A 13,515-nucleotide genomic window follows, 5' to 3' on the forward strand; every position below is an offset into this window, starting at 1 on the left:
ACATACCCATGCCCACATCTCTTTCACCCCTCCTCCCCCTCCCACAAATCCGCCGCCCACCGCTCTGGCAGGTAGTCCAGCCGGTCCAGGCAGCGGCACACAGCCTCCAGCCTCGGCCCCGGGTGGATGTTGTGATGCAGCATGTCCGAGATCGCGCCCCACGCCACGGCCGGCAGCTCACGCAGCAGCGCGCGCCATTCATCCTCGGGGCCGTAATCCTCCGCTGAGGCCGTCGCACGCCCGCGCAGGGGATCATACCGCGCCACGTCGCTGCGGATGGCACCAGCGGCCAGCGCCAGGTTCGCGAGCGCGGCCATGTTCTGCGCCTGCTGCGAGCTGAGGTGGCCCTGGTGCGCCATCCAATCCCAGACGGTGCGGTCGGGATGGTCCGCCGGCAGGCGCCACGCTGCGGCGCGCTGGATGCGCCAGTCGCCGGGCGCGACCTCGACGGGGGCGAGGATGTTCACCTGCACGGCGCCGCGTCGGATCATGTCGTCGGTCAGGGCGTTCATGGGCGGGGCTCCTGCTTCAGCAGCCGGGAGAAGAAGGGCTCAGGCTCATTCCACTTGGCCACGGCGCGGTCCTCCCGCATGCCCGGCACCTCGCGTTCGCAGTTGTCGCAGGAGATGATCCAGAAGGTCGGGAAAATCCCGGCCGAAACCTGCTTCATCTTCGCGCCGCCCCCGCAGTGGCTGGGGTTAAGTTCAGGCTTCGCCATCACCCCTCCCCGCCGCGCGAGCTGAGGTATGTGAGCACGCGCTCGAAGCCGGCCCGCTCGCCTTCGTAGAAGCGACGCGTAATCAGGTTCGGTTCGCTAGCCACGGAGCCGTTGGCCGTCATGATGTAGCGCATGACCCGCTCCTTCACCGCCTCCCTCTCCTTCGCGACGGCCTCGGAGACGGCGGCCTGCACCTGGGCGATGGTGATGAGGCAGAGGACCATCCACATTAGGCACCAAGCTATCTTCCCGGCTCTGCGGCAGCCCATCACTCCCTCCCATCCTCTGCGCGGCGGTTCCAGGCGGCGTCACCGGCGCGCTCCATGGCTCGGAGAACGCCTTCCAATTCGGCGTGCCATGCCGCACACCTCTCTGCCCTCGGAACTTCGCGCAATGCGCTCGCAAGGTCGCAATATCGCGCCTCTACCTGAGCCATCACCAAGGGCTCAGGACACGGCTTCAGCGGCTCAGGCGGGGTCATCGAACATCTCTCCGATCAGACCTTCGGCGGGCTCGGGCAGCGGTTCGGGAATGAGGCTGACGTTGAAGAAGCACCCCATGGCCGCTGCCATCGCGGCAGGGGCGGCTATCGAAGTCGCACGTCGGCTCCTGTCATCGCCCACCGCCATGGCGGCCAGCGTGTTGCGGACCAGCTGCGGCGAGACGCCCAGCTCATCGGCCATCTTCTCGTAGGTCATCCCGATGTGCGCCATCTGGCCTATGATTTGCGCCGCAATCTGCATCATCAGCAGCCTGCACGGCCGGCGCTGGGCTTCAGTGAGCTTCATCCCCCGCCTCCTTCTCGCCGAGCAGGGCGCGGTTGATGAAGTCGATCTGCAACCGATGCTGAAGTGCTTGCCATTGATCCCCTGCTCTCGGCGGCCGCTTGCTCAGCGCATCGCGCTCCTCCTCGTGCCAATCCCGCGCCAGTCGCAGCGCCTCCCGCAGCCGGGCGGTTTCGGAGGGCGGGGGGATGGGGCCGAGGTAGGTGCAGAAGTCAGCTTCTTCCGGGTTCATCTCCACCTCGTTGCCAACGGTCCACCACCTTGGATTCGCCGAATCCCAAAAAGCGACGATGTCCTCCTCCCCGTCATTGAGCCAATGCCACCCATCCCGCTCCGGCTGCTCCGGCCGGCCGTCCCAGGGCGCGCTCATGGCGTATCTCCCTTCGTATACCCCATGCGTCGCTTGGTGATGTTGATCACATCGCCCGACCACAGCCCGCAGACCCAGAAGGCCGCGCACGCCAACCAAGGCATCCCATCTGCAAGCGCGGCTATGGCGCACACGAGGCAGATGCCCGCGTAGATCAGAGCTTCCTTCACGCCCCGTCCCCCTCGGGCGCGGGGGTGGGTGTCTCCCAGTGCGGCGCCACACCCTGCGCACGGTAGATGCGGGCCATCAGCGCGTTCAGTTGACGCGCCACATCCCGCATCTCGTCCAGCAGTGCCGCATCCAGATGGATCACAGGGACCGCCTCTACGCTGCTCACTTCCTCCACCTCACACCTCCTTCAGGCCGCGCGCGCGCGCGTGTTTTTTGGTCATGTCAGAGGGCTCCGAGGAACTTCATGGGAAGCCCGATCAGGAAGGCCACGGCGAAGCCGGCGGCGGTCGTGAGGGTGCAGATGAGGGCGGCTGCGGCACAGCAGCCAAATGCCACCGTCGAAAAACCCTCCTTCCTCACATCCTCCTGCGAGAGAGCGATGCTCAGGATGACGATGCTGGTCAGGAGCCCGACCCACAGACCCCATTGGGCGCCGTGCTGGATGAACTGTTCCATCACCGCACCTCCGGCCCGAACGGGATCTCATCGAGGTCATTGCCCTTCCCGCCGCCGTAGGAGCCGCTGGACGGCCGCTGCTGGGCTTCGCGCCTGGGCTGGCTCTGGGTCTGCTGCTCGCCGCGGTCGCTCTTCCCGCCCACGAACTGCATGGAGCTGCGATATGGCCGCAGCACGACCTCGGTTGAGAAGCGCTCGGCGCCGGACTGGTCAGTCCACTTCCGGGTTTCGAGTTGCCCTTCCAGGTAGACCTCGCTTCCCTTGGTCAGGTAGCGCTCGGCCAGCTCCGCCAAGCGCTCATCGAAGATCGCGACGCGGTGCCATTCTGTGCGCTCCTGCTGCTCGCCGGCCTTGTCCTTCCAGCGCTCTGAGGTTGCGACGGACAGGTTCACGACCTTGCCGCCATTCTGGAAGCTTCGTGCCTCTGGGTCTTTGCCCAGCCGGCCGAGGATGATGACCTTGTTCACGCCAGCCATTGGGCTGCTCTCCTTCCTGGCGCGCGATGCAACGCACAGCGCCGATTGGGTTCGAATTTGTGTGTGAAGGCGCTGACGAGGACGGCGAAAGGCCTCTCGCACTCAGCGCAGTAGGACGCCCATTCGAGCAAGATGGTCGGCTCCTGGCCGGTATGGGGCTGCCATCCGGTGCAGACGTAACGCTGGCCGCCGACGAACCTCGTATCGCCCAGGCGGACGTGGTGGGTCGTTGCTTTCATGGGGCGGCACCTCCGCCCACACAGCACGCATCAAAGTTGCGGCGAGCGTCAGCGTAAGCCGCAACCTTTGATGCGCCTCGATGGCTTTTGCATCGAAGCATCAAAGTTTGCAGAAAAGAACGGAGTTCTTTTACGCGCGCGCGTACGCGAGGACTTTGATGCAGAAATCTTTGGTGCAGGTTTGATGCAAGTTTGATGCAGAAGCGCGGCATCATTGATGCACCGTGCCGCCGGACTGCGCGCCCGTCGCCTCGTTGCACCATGCGGCAACCGGGGAACCGTCCACTGCGCGCAGACCTTTCCTCGGGTTCCGGTTGTTGTCGTAGAACTCCTGGACAGTGCACCCATCCAGTTGAAGTTGCTTGAGAAGGGTCCTTTGCTCTTTCGCTTCCGAGATGCCGTGCCGATGGAACAGGACCGCGACGGAACGCGGCTCTTCCATGCTCAGGCGGGGGCTCCAAGGGCCATGCGCTGTCCCGTGCGAGATACCCGCCATGATGTGGGCGTAGACATCCGGGTCGATGCCCTGACGCGCCGCATCGGGGGGCGTCCAGGGGAGTGCTGCGGCCACGTGCTCGCCGTTGTCGAGCTCGTATTCCTGCATCTGATGCCAGGCGGCATCCTCACGCCGGCCGTAGTTGTTCTTCGCGTCTGCGACCTTGAAGTAGGTCCAGCGCAGGTCGTCAGCCACGCCCAGCTTCGCCGCATCCGCGTCGTCCATGGGGGTGACGGTGAAGGCCTTGCGGATCGCGCCGCCGGTCGCCGAGGCGCCACGGAAGCTGTCCAGGTCGCCGGCCTCCGCACCCTTGCGGGTGTGGTGGATGAGGATGATGGCGATGTTGTAGCGCCGTGCCAGGGTGCGCAGATGGGCCACGACATGCCGCATGGCGGTGTTGTCGTTTTCCTCCGCGGTGTGGAGCTCGGCCAGAGGATCCAGCATCAGGATGTCGGGCTGCCATTCCTGGATCAGCGCCTCGAGCTCGTCCCACGCCTGGGTGAACAGGAACGTGCCGGCCTGTCGATCGACCTGTATCAGGGTGCCGATGTCGTCGGGGGAGACGCGGGCGACGCGCCCGGCCAGGTCACGGGGATACTTCCCGAACTGGCGCAGGGCTGCGGAAAAGCGGCGGCGCTGCTCGTTCTCGTCGTCCTCGACGTTGTAGGTCATGACCTTGAGCGGGCGGTTCGGCTTGAAGCTGCCGTAGTGCTCGCCGAGTGCGGCCGCGCAGGCCCAGGCCACCATGAGAGAGGACTTGCCGGTGCCGCCCGGGCCACCGGCAAGGGTGATGGCGCCGCGCAGCAGATGGCCGGGCACGGCCCATTGCCGGCGCTCGATAGCCGCCTCGTCCCAGCCCTCATCGGTCCAGTGCAGGGCCTTGGTGGGCGCCTTGGCCTCGGGCGCGATCCGCTCGGCCGCGTCCAGGGACATGTCGTAGTCCGGCTCGCCGTGCCAGTGATGCGGCACATCCTCATAGGGCGGCGGCTCAGGCGCCACGATCTCGATGCGGTGGACGTGCCGGACTTCGCGGGCCGGGGCGTTCCAGGGCCGGGCCTCGCCGTCAGCCATGGCGCGCTCGACCTTGGCGCGGATGTCGCGCTCGTGCCAGGGAGCCATGCCGGGCTGGTTGCGCATGCCCATGCCGGCTGAAATGAGGGTTTCGCGGGCGTAGCCCTTGGACAGCTCGCCGCCGGCGACGAAATGGCCCATGTGCAGGGCTGCGGTGTTGAGGGTGGTTTCCTGCGTGCCCCAGCCGGCGGCCATGATCGCGTCGCAGGCGTTGCTGAGGGCCGCCAGGGCGTAGCGGGAGCCGTTGGTGTCATCGGCCAGCGCGCGGGGCTTGGGAGCCGGCGCAGGGGCCGCCTGAGGCGGGTCCAGCAGGTCAAGCAGCCATTCGGGCGCTTCGGCCGGGGCGGCGGGGTCAGAGACGCTGTAGCCGGTGCTGGGCGGGTAGATGATGTAGCCGCCGTCGCCACGGACATCGACATTCTCAGCCAGCTTGCCGGCGCTGTTGCGAATGGTGCGGCCTGCCGGCATGGCGAACAGCAGGTGGGTTCCGCCTGACTGTGTGCGATGCCGGCGGGTCTGCGGGAGGCGGTGCTCATTGGCCGTCAGCCACTCGCCACCCTTGGCCCCGTCGCGCACATCGATGTCCACCGCGAACACGCCAGAGGCACGGCCGGTCGGCACGCCGATGAGCGCGGCCTTGGGGCGCGAGAACATTTCCGAGACGGTATCGCGGTCCTGGGCAGCGTCGTGCAGGCCGTTCTGGGTGATGGGACGCTTGGACGAATTGCAGGGGAACACCGGCAGATCGGCGCAGAGGAACAGCGCGATCTGGGTCAGCGGCGTGCCGGCGGGCGGGGTCTGGCCGTCGTAGTGCAAGCTCATGCCCGCCTTCCCATGATGCGCTCGGCCAGGGCGAGCATGTTGGCTGCCATGGGAGCGGGGATGTTGTCGGGGCCGAGGTCGCGGACACGCACGCAGCGGCCATAGGGCGCCGGGGTCAGCTTGGCGGTATGCTCGGTCAGGAGGACGTGGGCGGCCTCCCAGGCGCGGCGCTGGGCTTCCTGTACCTCCCGGACAGCACGCGGTGCCGGCGCTTCGAACAGGCCGATGCTGACCCATTCAGCGGGGCAGTCGTCATCCACGTCGAGCGTCAGGCCGCGTAGCATGCTGTCATCCTGGATCGCACCGCCGGCCTGGAGGGCATCCATGATCGGCTTGATGGCGTTGTCGGGGTCGCGGCGCGTGACCGGCAGCGTGATCGAGGCGGTGAACCACGTCAGGCGCGCTTGGCCGCCGAGCTGGTGCGAGACAGCATCCGAAGCATCGTCCGCCCACTTTCGGTAGTCGGTGGATTTCCGGACCTGGCCCTTGAACACGCGCCACAGGCGGTTGGCCGAGGGAGGCAGCGGCAGGACCAGGCGGGTTTCGTGCAGGCTCACCGGCGGAACCTCCGCACCTTGCGCTGGTTCTGCTTGATGATGTCGGTCAGGATGCGGACGAACTGCGGAACGCGGTGCGGCTCGATCCCAGCGGCACCGCACGCCGTGCGGATGTCCGTGTAGGTGATGAGGGCGTTGCGCACGCGGTCAAGTTCTTCGGTCGTGACCGGCTGGGGCTCAGAAGGGGTCATGGTCGCTGTCCCGCAGGTCGCAGAGCATCCAGACCAAGGCGCAACCGAGCATCGCGATCCCGCCGCCGAGGGCGAGCAGGAAGGCCGCCTTGAAGATGGCTTCGACCGCGCCCATCATGCCGCGTGCCTCCGGGCCTTGGCGCTGTAGTGCGCCCGCATCTCGACGATGGCGCGCTCACGCGACAGGTTGAGGCGCTGCATGATGCTCAGGATCATGCGTTCCTGGGCATCGGAGAGCATGGCGGGAATGACGATCTGCGGCTTGGGATTGGGCAGCAGCAGCCCCTCATCGCGCATTTCGTCGATCACGCCCTTGACCGAGTTGACCGACCGGCCGAGGGCAGCTGCCATTTCAGCAGCCGTCTTGCCTTCACGCTTGGCCAGCAGGACGAACTGCTTGTCGTCGTCGGACCAGGCGCCGGCCACCGGTGCAACGGACGTAGCCGGGGGCGCCTTTTCACGGAGCGCCCGGTTGTCCCCCAGCACACGGAGCGCGCAGAGCTTCGCCCGGACGGCACGCGGTGTGCGGCCGATCTGGTCTGCGATGTCCTGGATCAGGACGCCGGCCTGATAGGCGCTGAGCATCTGCCCTACCTCATGGTCGAGCCACGCGGTGTTACTCATGCATGCCTCCCGAGTGCGCGCATCGCTTTGCGGATGCCTTCGCGCATGGTTTCTGTGATGAGGCCCCAGGAGCAGCCGAAGGCGACGATGCCCAGGCGCAGCTCGGGGAGATTTCCGCTGACGGCACCGAAGCCGAACCAGCCGAAGGCGATCCAGAACGTCACCCGCCCAGCTCCTTCAGCGCGTGGCGCAGATGGTCCGCTGCCTGGGCGATCTGCCCGGCGTCGGCGCGGCCCGCGAGGCGGGCGATTTCCGAGAAAATGTCTGCGTCCACGGCCATCAGGCGCACGAGGTCATCGGCGCCAGGTGCGCTCTCCCCAGCCTGCCAGCGGGCGGCGGTGCGGGGATGGACGCGGGCGAGACGGGCGAGTTGCTTGGGAGACTTGCCACGCAAGACGGTGGCAATGCTGTCCATCGTAATGACAGTCATGTCACATGCTCCTGGATAGAGTTCGGGGCATGGCAGATCGCAGTAACAGCCCGGGCAGCGTTGGCGCGCTGTTCGGGCACCTCCCTGGAAAATGCGCGGGGCGCGCCAGCGACACCCGCAGTCGAGACACGGAGGAGAGGCCCAAGGCGGGGATATCCGGCCCGCGCGGCTGCCCGGAGCGTCAGGCCGTCTTGGCCGCTGGCGACGCTGCGGGAAGAGGAGACACGGGCCGGCCTACGCGATTGCGCAATAACCGGCCCGTGATCCACCATGCGCCAGGGAATGATGGCATGGAGGATAGTCATGAACGAAGAACAGCAACGCTTGGCGATGGCGGTCACGTCCATCGCGGTCTTGCGCGTCGCAGTCGCGGCGCTGATCGCCGCCAATCCGCAGCGCGGCAGGATCATGGAAGCGTTGGAGCAATACCGCCCGGCACCGACAGCGCCAGACGGCGCATACATGGAGGCGGCGGTGGATGAGCTGCTGCTGCACATCACACGCTTCTCCGGAGCTGGTCACTGAGACGAAGCGCCTCCGACTTGATCTGGCGGTCGAACGCCGCCCAATCGAACGGAGGTTCAGCACCCCGGATGAACCACAGCAGGACTTTGCCAATGAGGGCGCGCATCAGGCGGCCCTCCGGAAGGAGAATGAGAGATGTGGATATTGAGCAGCGCAGGCTCGGTCCTGCTGGCCTTCGGTGCCTATAAGCTCTGGGAAGGCTATCCGAACCATCTTGAGGTCGGCGCCATCCTTGTCGGTGTCGGCCTGTGCGCCTCGGGCATCTACGCCCTCATCAAGGGACATGATCACGACATCGGCCGGCTTCACGCCAAGCTCGACGCCATTCTCGCGGAGCAAGAGCGACTGCGCTTCAAGACGATGCCGGAACCCGAATGGCTCGAAGATTGACATCACGCCACCTCGCGCGGGGCGAAGGCGGCTTCGACCAGGCGCCGATACACGTCCAGCGTCGGCTCGGTCTTCTTCGCCTTCCAGCGCGAGAAGGTGGACGGAGCAATGGCAGCCTCGCGGCAGACCTGCGCCATGGACTTGCCGCAGGAAGCGGCGCGGGCCTCGATGTCTGCGGGCGTGAGAAGGGGTGCCATATGCACATCATATTTGCAGTCGTGCAAACGCGTCAATAGCAATCATGCAAACAGCCAGCACCGCCGAAATGTGCAAGTTTGCGCACATGGATGACTATCAACGCAGGATACGTGAGCAGGTCCAGGAGCTGCTTGCGCGCACAGGCATGGATGCGACGGGATTGGCGCGGGCGGCTGGCTTGGCGCCATCGACGCTCACGCGCTTCCTGAACGATCCGGACGTGAAGCACTCCCTTTCAGGCAAGACGATGCAGAAGCTCATAGACGCTGCTTCCGCTGGCGGAGCGCCTGCGATACCCACACCGCCCGGCAAGTCGGAAGTTCGCCCGGCGCCCGATGCCCCGGTGCCGGTTCTCGCGGAGATGAAGCGCGACGTCCCGGTGTTCGGCACGGCGCGAGGGGCGAACGGTGATGGCGCCTTCGTTCTCGACATGTCCGAAGTGGTAGACTGGGTGCGCCGCCCGCCCGGCCTGATCGGCGTCCGGGATGTTTATGCGCTATGGGTTGAGGGAGACAGCATGGAGCCTGCCATCAGCCACGGCGATCTTGTCTACCTGCACCCCAAGCGGCCCATTCATCCCGGCGACCGCGTGGTGATCGTCAGGCGCGAGGGGCTAGAGGACCAACACGTCACTATGCGCGCCTATGTGAAGCAGTTCGTGAGGCGCGCGGGCGGCAAGGTAATCACAAGGCAATTCAATCCCGACAAAGAGGTTGAGTTTGCCCAGGATGAGGTGGTGAGCATGCACAAGGTGCTCAGTATGGCCGACATGATGGGGGTGTGATGAGGCGTGCGGCGACCCTGGCAGCATTGCTGCTAATCACCACGCTCGGGGCCTGCGCGTCACAGCCCCTGCCGCTCGCAGGCGGTGATCCGCCGGGGTTCTTCCTTGGGCTGTTCCACGGGTGGTCATGCACCGTCGCGCTATGGATCGGCCTATTCACAGGCGATCGCATTTACGCGTTTCCCAACGCAGGCTGGTGGTACGACTTTGGTTTCGTGAGCGGTGTGTGGACATGGGGCCTGCTCCTGATAAATGCCGCGAGCGAAAGAAGGTAACGTCCACGTCGCCCGAACGAGCCCCGCCGACTGGGCGGGGTATTTTTTTGCCTAGACATTTGCATTTTTGCAGTTGCACTGGTTTGCAGAATTGCACATAGTGGGCTCACACAGAGCCCACCCCGGGCTCGGAGGAGAGCCCGATGAGCGAGACGAAGACGGAGCAGAAGGCGGCCCACACTCCGGGGCTGTCACCACGCGGCGCGATCCTGTGGGGCGCTGTGATGCAGGGGCGGGCGAAGCGCGATGGTGACGAGGCGCTTCTCCGGCACATGGCTCGCCTGGAGCGGGATCGCTCGGCGCTGCTGGAGGCGCTGGAAGGCGCCGTCGAGAGCCTGAAGCAGCTATGCGTTGACCAGCATCCGGACAATGTGTGCTGCCACCACCTCTGCGCAGCCCTCGCCGCCATCGCCTCCGCGCGTGGGGAGGGCTGAGCATGTCCATTCTCGCCACCTACGCCCAGCAGATCGACGCGATGCACCGCCGGGCTGTCGATGCCGTCACGGATGCCGACGCTGAGGCGTTCTACGAGCGCAAGCTGACCGCGCTGTATCAGCTGCGCATGTTCTGTGAAGCGGCTGATCCCGTCGCGGACGCCATGGCCACGGACCAGCAGACGACCGAGGACGGTCTGAGCCTGGGCGCCATGATGGTCGATCTGGCCAGCGGGATCGTCTCGGACATCGAGCGCGACTGCGATCGAGCGGCCCAGAATAGCCTGCCGCACGTCGCGTTCGACAATGCTCGCGCCGCCTACCGCCAGTCGGACAGGGAGTATCGGGCATGACCGACTTCCGCGATCCGTCGCCGAGCGACCTTGCCGACTGGGGCGACCGCCCGCGCACGCCGCCGGCTCATATCGACGGGATGCGCCTCGTTTCGAAGGACGAGTTTTTCACCACGGTGGGCGCGCTCAATGTCCATCCGCGTTCGCTGGAGACGTTCCGCAGCACATGGGAGGCCAGCAACACGCGCAAGGTGCTGGGATACTCTTACCCCGGCTGGAGGAACCCCGGCGACACAAAGGCTTACTTCGTGTGCGCTCGAACCTTCCCCGCCCTCGCCGCCGCGCGCGGGGAGGTGCGGTCGTGACCGCCCCCATCGCGCCCGTGATGCCTGTGCCGCCGCCTGTGTTCCCGGTGATGCCTGTGCATTCGCCCTATGTCGATGACCGGCTGAGCGAGGACGACGCCTATGTTCTGGCCCGGGCTGCTCAGCTGATCCGCAAGCAGGCTGACCAGTTCCCGAACCAGAACGGTGCGTGCGTCCTGCTGATCCAGGCCGCACACCTCGATGCCCTGGCCCGCGACGACAGCGAGGAAGCTGTTCGCCTCGTCAACGTGATGGGGAGGTGGTGATGGCTGAGAGCAACCTTTACTGCCGGGTCGAAAACAATCCGTCCGGCGGCACCACGGTTCACGCCTGCGACGCGCTGCAAAGTGTCCTCACCTCTGGTCCGTGGCAAAGCGCGGGAGCGCATATCTCCACGTTCCGCAGCGTCAAGGGGGCGGCCTACTCGCACCGCCTCGTGATTAACCCGCTCAAGAAGCAGGGGCGGGGTCTGATCGCCAACTTCTGCCCGTTCTGCGCTGAGCCGCTGAATGGCGAGGCATCGGCATCCTTCGCTCAGGTTGCCCGCCAGCAGGCGGCGAAGGTGGTGCTGTGACCAGCCAGCTCCTTCCGATCCCCGAGCGGGGCGAAGCATGGCATGACCTGCGCGCACGGCATGTGGGCGCGAGCGAGGTTGCCGGGCTCTATGACCTGCCCGACGCGCCGGACTACCTCATGGGCCGCTACGCCCTGTGGATGGTCAAGGCTGGCCGCATGCCGCGCCCCGAGGTGGACAACCCGCGCACCCGCGCCGGCCTAGCGCTGGAAGATGCCATCGCACTGCTGGCCGCCGAGCAGCAGGGCTGGGAGGTTCTTCCTGGTCGCTACGCCAGCCACCCGTGCGGCCTCGGCGCAACGCTGGACCGTATCATTGCGGCGCCGGGCCCGAACGACGGGAATGTTTCCGGCCCTGGCTGCCTGGAATTGAAAAATGTCGATTTCATCCAGCACCGCCGGAAGTGGACGGGCGGCGAACCGCCCATGCACATCCTGTTGCAGCTGCAAGCGCAGTTGCTGGCCACCGGCTTCACCTGGGGCGCCGTCGCAGCGCTCGTCGGGGGGAATGACCTTCGGGTCTACCGCTACGGCGTGCGCCCCAAGCTGGTCGAGGACATGGAGCGCCGGGTGTCCGGGTTCTGGGCCTCGATCCGCGAGGGACGGGTGCCGAACGCGGACGCTAGCTCCAGCGCCTGGGCAGCCATGGCCGCCACGACAGAGCTGGACGAGGAAGGTGAGGCGCTGGACCTGCGGGACGACGCCGAGGCCGCCGGGCATGCCGACGCGTGGCTCTATCACAAGGCCAAGGCCGCCGAGCACTCCAAGCAGATGGACGCGGCCAAGCACCTGCTGATCCAGCGCATCGGGTCGTTCCCGCGCGCCTTCGGTGACGGGTGGAGCGTGGGGCTCTCCGACGTGGCCGCCGTCCCCGACCGCATCATCACCGCCGACGACATCGGCACCACCATCAAGGGCCGCAAAGGCAGCCGCCAGGCCCGCATCAAGGAAGCCAGCGATGCCAGCGGCTGAGGTCCAGCGCGCCGTTTACGCCCTTCCGCTCGATCTTCATCAGGAGATCAGGGCCTATATGGCGCAGTGCGGCCTACGCAACGAGACAGAGGCCGTTCGGCGCCTGCTGCGGCTGGCTCTGTCGACAAGCGAGAAGCCCGAAGCCCTGGCGCAGCGCCTAGCGCGGGAAATCCGAACTCTTGGTCTGCGGCCGGCCTTCTCGGCTGTCCTGGCCTGCCACCCGCTGTTCACGGAGGCGCGCTTCTTCGACGCCGAGCGCGCGCTCGTTTTCAAGACAACCAACGGGGCAATGTTCCGCGTGAGCGCGGGGCGTGTCGAGCCCGTCCAGAAGGAAGCCAGCGAATGAACGAGGTCGTGGAGCACGCTCCGAACAACCCCTTCGCCAAGGCCGCGCCGCAGCATATCTCCGCCGGCGCCGTGGCCATCGAGAGCGAGCGCGCCGTAGCCGAGGCGCAGGGCCGCCTGGTGATCGCCAAGCGGTTCCCCCGCGACGAGGCCGCAGCCTTTGCCCGGGCCATGGAAGCCTGCCGCCGGCCATCGCTGGCCGAGGTGGCCAACTACCGCTTCCCGCGCGGCGGGCAGTCCGTGGAAGGCCCGTCGATCCGCCTGGCCGAGGAACTGGCGCGCTGCTGGGGCAACATCGCCTATGGCATGCGCGAGCTGTCCAGGCGCGACGGCGAAAGCGAGATGGAAGCCTTCGCCTGGGACCAGCAGACCAACGTGCTGAGCACCCAGACCTTCACCGTGCGCCACCTGCGGGACAAGCGCGGCGGCGGGGAGAAGCTGAAGGACGAGCGCGACATCTACGAGGTGACGGCGAACATGGGCTCCAGGCGCCTCCGCGCGCGCATCCTGGCCGTCCTGCCGCCGGACCTAGTGGACGCCGCCGTAGAGGAATGCCGCAGGACCGTGAAGGAGGGGGGCGGCCAGAAGCCGCTGGCCGACCGCGTGCGCGGCATGACCCAGGCGTTCGTGAAGCTGGGCATCACCGCCGACATGATCGCGGCGCGCCTTGGCCGGCCGCTCGACACCATCACGCCCGACGACCTGGCGGAATACCTGGGCATCTTCCAGTCGATCCGTGACGGCGCGTCGAACATCAACGAGTGGTTCGGCGCGAAGCAGGATGCCAAGCCGGCCGAGGGAAGCAAGCTGGACCGTCTGGAGCAAGCCGCCACCGCCCCCTGCGCGCAGGGGGAGGGGTGAGCATGGATCGCTATTTGACGCGCGAGAAAATCAGTGCAGTGCGCGAGATGCATCGGCAGAAAATGAACACTGCTGCGGCGCGCGCCGAGATGAT

The 13,515-nt window shown here is 66.5% G+C and carries 29 protein-coding genes; 12 read left to right on the forward strand and 17 right to left on the reverse strand.

What is annotated here, in order from left to right; genetic code table 11:
- Positions 1 to 23 precede the first annotated feature (23 nt).
- The 9 genes from EOD42_RS23290 to ssb all read right to left on the reverse strand — a co-directional run bounded on the left by EOD42_RS23290 (position 24) and on the right by ssb (position 2,976).
- Positions 24 to 512 (reverse strand): hypothetical protein, encoded by a 489-nt coding sequence (locus tag EOD42_RS23290; RefSeq protein ID WP_127789993.1) that lies wholly within the window; start codon positions 510 to 512, stop codon positions 24 to 26.
- Complete coding sequence (locus EOD42_RS26070) at positions 509 to 670, reverse strand: hypothetical protein (protein WP_164868088.1); 162 nt, start codon at positions 668 to 670, stop codon at positions 509 to 511. The genes EOD42_RS23290 and EOD42_RS26070 overlap by 4 nt, the downstream gene beginning before the upstream one ends.
- Positions 671 to 717: 47 nt before the next feature.
- Positions 718 to 948 (reverse strand): hypothetical protein, encoded by a 231-nt coding sequence (locus EOD42_RS23295; protein WP_127789994.1) that lies wholly within the window; start codon positions 946 to 948, stop codon positions 718 to 720.
- A 237-nt stretch (positions 949 to 1,185) separates the two neighbouring features.
- Complete coding sequence (locus EOD42_RS23300; RefSeq protein WP_127789995.1) at positions 1,186 to 1,506, reverse strand: hypothetical protein; 321 nt, start codon at positions 1,504 to 1,506, stop codon at positions 1,186 to 1,188.
- Entirely contained in the window at positions 1,493 to 1,873 is a 381-nt protein-coding gene (locus EOD42_RS23305) for a hypothetical protein (RefSeq protein ID WP_127789996.1), read from the reverse strand. Before EOD42_RS23305 ends, EOD42_RS23300 begins: the two co-directional genes overlap by 14 nt.
- Complete coding sequence (locus EOD42_RS26075; protein WP_164867983.1) at positions 1,870 to 2,043, reverse strand: hypothetical protein; 174 nt, start codon at positions 2,041 to 2,043, stop codon at positions 1,870 to 1,872. Before EOD42_RS26075 ends, EOD42_RS23305 begins: the two co-directional genes overlap by 4 nt.
- Complete coding sequence (locus EOD42_RS26080; protein ID WP_164868089.1) at positions 2,040 to 2,210, reverse strand: hypothetical protein; 171 nt, start codon at positions 2,208 to 2,210, stop codon at positions 2,040 to 2,042. Before EOD42_RS26080 ends, EOD42_RS26075 begins: the two co-directional genes overlap by 4 nt.
- 56 nt (positions 2,211 to 2,266) lie before the next feature.
- A complete protein-coding gene (locus EOD42_RS23310; protein WP_127789997.1) occupies positions 2,267 to 2,500 on the reverse strand; it encodes a hypothetical protein in 234 nt (77 codons plus the stop codon).
- Complete coding sequence (gene ssb, locus EOD42_RS23315) at positions 2,500 to 2,976, reverse strand: single-stranded DNA-binding protein (protein ID WP_127789998.1); 477 nt, start codon at positions 2,974 to 2,976, stop codon at positions 2,500 to 2,502. Before ssb ends, EOD42_RS23310 begins: the two co-directional genes overlap by 1 nt.
- Positions 2,977 to 3,285: 309 nt before the next feature.
- On the opposite strand from ssb, the gene EOD42_RS26565 reads away from it, so the two are divergent.
- Positions 3,286 to 3,411 (forward strand): hypothetical protein, encoded by a 126-nt coding sequence (locus EOD42_RS26565; protein WP_276318168.1) that lies wholly within the window; start codon positions 3,286 to 3,288, stop codon positions 3,409 to 3,411.
- A gap of 15 nt (positions 3,412 to 3,426) precedes the next feature.
- Here EOD42_RS26565 and EOD42_RS23320 read toward each other — a convergent pair whose 3' ends face one another.
- The 7 genes from EOD42_RS23320 to EOD42_RS23335 are packed head-to-tail and all read right to left on the reverse strand — an operon-like array spanning position 3,427 to position 7,406.
- Positions 3,427 to 5,604: an AAA family ATPase gene (locus EOD42_RS23320; protein ID WP_164868090.1), complete on the reverse strand. Its 2,178-nt coding sequence runs from the start codon at positions 5,602 to 5,604 to the stop codon at positions 3,427 to 3,429.
- Positions 5,601 to 6,161 (reverse strand): RusA family crossover junction endodeoxyribonuclease, encoded by a 561-nt coding sequence (locus EOD42_RS23325; protein ID WP_164868091.1) that lies wholly within the window; start codon positions 6,159 to 6,161, stop codon positions 5,601 to 5,603. The genes EOD42_RS23320 and EOD42_RS23325 overlap by 4 nt, the downstream gene beginning before the upstream one ends.
- The gene (locus EOD42_RS26085) at positions 6,158 to 6,352 is read right to left on the reverse strand and encodes a hypothetical protein (protein WP_164868092.1); all 195 of its coding nucleotides are present in this window, start codon (positions 6,350 to 6,352) and stop codon (positions 6,158 to 6,160) included. The genes EOD42_RS23325 and EOD42_RS26085 overlap by 4 nt, the downstream gene beginning before the upstream one ends.
- Positions 6,339 to 6,470, reverse strand: a complete 132-nt coding sequence (locus tag EOD42_RS26570) for a hypothetical protein (protein WP_276318169.1) — start codon at positions 6,468 to 6,470, stop codon at positions 6,339 to 6,341. Before EOD42_RS26570 ends, EOD42_RS26085 begins: the two co-directional genes overlap by 14 nt.
- Positions 6,467 to 6,976: a hypothetical protein gene (locus EOD42_RS23330; protein ID WP_127790001.1), complete on the reverse strand. Its 510-nt coding sequence runs from the start codon at positions 6,974 to 6,976 to the stop codon at positions 6,467 to 6,469. Before EOD42_RS23330 ends, EOD42_RS26570 begins: the two co-directional genes overlap by 4 nt.
- Complete coding sequence (locus EOD42_RS26090) at positions 6,973 to 7,140, reverse strand: hypothetical protein (protein WP_164868093.1); 168 nt, start codon at positions 7,138 to 7,140, stop codon at positions 6,973 to 6,975. The genes EOD42_RS23330 and EOD42_RS26090 overlap by 4 nt, the downstream gene beginning before the upstream one ends.
- Positions 7,137 to 7,406 (reverse strand): helix-turn-helix domain-containing protein, encoded by a 270-nt coding sequence (locus tag EOD42_RS23335; RefSeq protein ID WP_127790002.1) that lies wholly within the window; start codon positions 7,404 to 7,406, stop codon positions 7,137 to 7,139. Before EOD42_RS23335 ends, EOD42_RS26090 begins: the two co-directional genes overlap by 4 nt.
- Positions 7,407 to 7,709: 303 nt before the next feature.
- Here EOD42_RS23335 and EOD42_RS23340 point away from each other — a divergent pair, with 303 nt between their 5' ends.
- Positions 7,710 to 7,931, forward strand: a complete 222-nt coding sequence (locus EOD42_RS23340) for a hypothetical protein (RefSeq protein WP_127790003.1) — start codon at positions 7,710 to 7,712, stop codon at positions 7,929 to 7,931.
- A gap of 135 nt (positions 7,932 to 8,066) precedes the next feature.
- Positions 8,067 to 8,321 carry a hypothetical protein gene (locus tag EOD42_RS23345; RefSeq protein WP_127790004.1) on the forward strand — a complete coding sequence of 85 codons (255 nt, stop codon included), beginning with the start codon at positions 8,067 to 8,069 and terminating at the stop codon, positions 8,319 to 8,321.
- 2 nt (positions 8,322 to 8,323) lie between these two features.
- Here EOD42_RS23345 and EOD42_RS23350 read toward each other — a convergent pair whose 3' ends face one another.
- Complete coding sequence (locus EOD42_RS23350) at positions 8,324 to 8,518, reverse strand: helix-turn-helix transcriptional regulator (RefSeq protein WP_127790005.1); 195 nt, start codon at positions 8,516 to 8,518, stop codon at positions 8,324 to 8,326.
- 86 nt (positions 8,519 to 8,604) lie between these two features.
- On the opposite strand from EOD42_RS23350, the gene EOD42_RS23355 reads away from it, so the two are divergent.
- The 9 genes from EOD42_RS23355 (at position 8,605) to EOD42_RS23400 (ending at position 13,421) form a co-directional block, all read left to right on the forward strand.
- Positions 8,605 to 9,303 carry a helix-turn-helix transcriptional regulator gene (locus EOD42_RS23355; protein ID WP_164868094.1) on the forward strand — a complete coding sequence of 233 codons (699 nt, stop codon included), beginning with the start codon at positions 8,605 to 8,607 and terminating at the stop codon, positions 9,301 to 9,303.
- Positions 9,304 to 9,721: 418 nt separating this feature from the next.
- The gene (locus EOD42_RS23365) at positions 9,722 to 10,012 is read left to right on the forward strand and encodes a hypothetical protein (RefSeq protein ID WP_127790008.1); all 291 of its coding nucleotides are present in this window, start codon (positions 9,722 to 9,724) and stop codon (positions 10,010 to 10,012) included.
- Positions 10,013 to 10,014: 2 nt separating this feature from the next.
- Positions 10,015 to 10,365, forward strand: a complete 351-nt coding sequence (locus EOD42_RS23370) for a hypothetical protein (protein ID WP_127790009.1) — start codon at positions 10,015 to 10,017, stop codon at positions 10,363 to 10,365.
- Positions 10,362 to 10,670 carry a hypothetical protein gene (locus EOD42_RS23375; protein ID WP_127790010.1) on the forward strand — a complete coding sequence of 103 codons (309 nt, stop codon included), beginning with the start codon at positions 10,362 to 10,364 and terminating at the stop codon, positions 10,668 to 10,670. The genes EOD42_RS23370 and EOD42_RS23375 overlap by 4 nt, the downstream gene beginning before the upstream one ends.
- A complete protein-coding gene (locus EOD42_RS23380) occupies positions 10,667 to 10,936 on the forward strand; it encodes a hypothetical protein (protein WP_127790011.1) in 270 nt (89 codons plus the stop codon). The genes EOD42_RS23375 and EOD42_RS23380 overlap by 4 nt, the downstream gene beginning before the upstream one ends.
- Positions 10,936 to 11,244, forward strand: a complete 309-nt coding sequence (locus EOD42_RS23385; RefSeq protein ID WP_127790012.1) for a hypothetical protein — start codon at positions 10,936 to 10,938, stop codon at positions 11,242 to 11,244. Before EOD42_RS23380 ends, EOD42_RS23385 begins: the two co-directional genes overlap by 1 nt.
- A complete protein-coding gene (locus EOD42_RS23390) occupies positions 11,241 to 12,215 on the forward strand; it encodes a YqaJ viral recombinase family protein (protein ID WP_127790013.1) in 975 nt (324 codons plus the stop codon). Before EOD42_RS23385 ends, EOD42_RS23390 begins: the two co-directional genes overlap by 4 nt.
- Complete coding sequence (locus EOD42_RS23395) at positions 12,202 to 12,561, forward strand: hypothetical protein (RefSeq protein ID WP_127790014.1); 360 nt, start codon at positions 12,202 to 12,204, stop codon at positions 12,559 to 12,561. The genes EOD42_RS23390 and EOD42_RS23395 overlap by 14 nt, the downstream gene beginning before the upstream one ends.
- A complete protein-coding gene (locus EOD42_RS23400) occupies positions 12,558 to 13,421 on the forward strand; it encodes a hypothetical protein (protein WP_127790015.1) in 864 nt (287 codons plus the stop codon). Before EOD42_RS23395 ends, EOD42_RS23400 begins: the two co-directional genes overlap by 4 nt.
- Positions 13,422 to 13,515: the final 94 nt, after the last annotated feature.

The organism is Rhodovarius crocodyli, assembly GCF_004005855.1.
Lineage (GTDB): Bacteria > Pseudomonadota > Alphaproteobacteria > Acetobacterales > Acetobacteraceae > Rhodovarius > Rhodovarius crocodyli.

Bases quoted from the DNA above. Each gene is read 5' to 3' on its own strand.
- EOD42_RS23290 (WP_127789993.1), bottom strand. From the start codon at position 512: ATGAACGCCCTGACCGACGACATGATCCGACGCGGCGCCGTGCAGGTG.
- EOD42_RS26070 (WP_164868088.1), bottom strand. From the start codon at position 670: ATGAAGCAGGTTTCGGCCGGGATTTTCCCGACCTTCTGGATCATCTCC.
- EOD42_RS23295 (WP_127789994.1), bottom strand. From the start codon at position 948: ATGTGGATGGTCCTCTGCCTCATCACCATCGCCCAGGTGCAGGCCGCC.
- EOD42_RS23300 (WP_127789995.1), bottom strand. From the start codon at position 1,506: ATGAAGCTCACTGAAGCCCAGCGCCGGCCGTGCAGGCTGCTGATGATG.
- EOD42_RS23305 (WP_127789996.1), bottom strand. From the start codon at position 1,873: ATGAGCGCGCCCTGGGACGGCCGGCCGGAGCAGCCGGAGCGGGATGGG.
- EOD42_RS23310 (WP_127789997.1), bottom strand. From the start codon at position 2,500: ATGGAACAGTTCATCCAGCACGGCGCCCAATGGGGTCTGTGGGTCGGG.
- ssb (WP_127789998.1), bottom strand. From the start codon at position 2,976: ATGGCTGGCGTGAACAAGGTCATCATCCTCGGCCGGCTGGGCAAAGAC.
- EOD42_RS26565 (WP_276318168.1), top strand. From the start codon at position 3,286: ATGCGCCTCGATGGCTTTTGCATCGAAGCATCAAAGTTTGCAGAAAAG.
- EOD42_RS23320 (WP_164868090.1), bottom strand. From the start codon at position 5,604: ATGAGCTTGCACTACGACGGCCAGACCCCGCCCGCCGGCACGCCGCTG.
- EOD42_RS26085 (WP_164868092.1), bottom strand. From the start codon at position 6,352: ATGACCCCTTCTGAGCCCCAGCCGGTCACGACCGAAGAACTTGACCGC.
- EOD42_RS26570 (WP_276318169.1), bottom strand. From the start codon at position 6,470: ATGATGGGCGCGGTCGAAGCCATCTTCAAGGCGGCCTTCCTGCTCGCC.
- EOD42_RS23330 (WP_127790001.1), bottom strand. From the start codon at position 6,976: ATGAGTAACACCGCGTGGCTCGACCATGAGGTAGGGCAGATGCTCAGC.
- EOD42_RS23335 (WP_127790002.1), bottom strand. From the start codon at position 7,406: ATGACTGTCATTACGATGGACAGCATTGCCACCGTCTTGCGTGGCAAG.
- EOD42_RS23340 (WP_127790003.1), top strand. From the start codon at position 7,710: ATGAACGAAGAACAGCAACGCTTGGCGATGGCGGTCACGTCCATCGCG.
- EOD42_RS23345 (WP_127790004.1), top strand. From the start codon at position 8,067: ATGTGGATATTGAGCAGCGCAGGCTCGGTCCTGCTGGCCTTCGGTGCC.
- EOD42_RS23350 (WP_127790005.1), bottom strand. From the start codon at position 8,518: ATGGCACCCCTTCTCACGCCCGCAGACATCGAGGCCCGCGCCGCTTCC.
- EOD42_RS23355 (WP_164868094.1), top strand. From the start codon at position 8,605: ATGGATGACTATCAACGCAGGATACGTGAGCAGGTCCAGGAGCTGCTT.
- EOD42_RS23365 (WP_127790008.1), top strand. From the start codon at position 9,722: ATGAGCGAGACGAAGACGGAGCAGAAGGCGGCCCACACTCCGGGGCTG.
- EOD42_RS23370 (WP_127790009.1), top strand. From the start codon at position 10,015: ATGTCCATTCTCGCCACCTACGCCCAGCAGATCGACGCGATGCACCGC.
- EOD42_RS23375 (WP_127790010.1), top strand. From the start codon at position 10,362: ATGACCGACTTCCGCGATCCGTCGCCGAGCGACCTTGCCGACTGGGGC.
- EOD42_RS23385 (WP_127790012.1), top strand. From the start codon at position 10,936: ATGGCTGAGAGCAACCTTTACTGCCGGGTCGAAAACAATCCGTCCGGC.
- EOD42_RS23395 (WP_127790014.1), top strand. From the start codon at position 12,202: ATGCCAGCGGCTGAGGTCCAGCGCGCCGTTTACGCCCTTCCGCTCGAT.
- EOD42_RS23400 (WP_127790015.1), top strand. From the start codon at position 12,558: ATGAACGAGGTCGTGGAGCACGCTCCGAACAACCCCTTCGCCAAGGCC.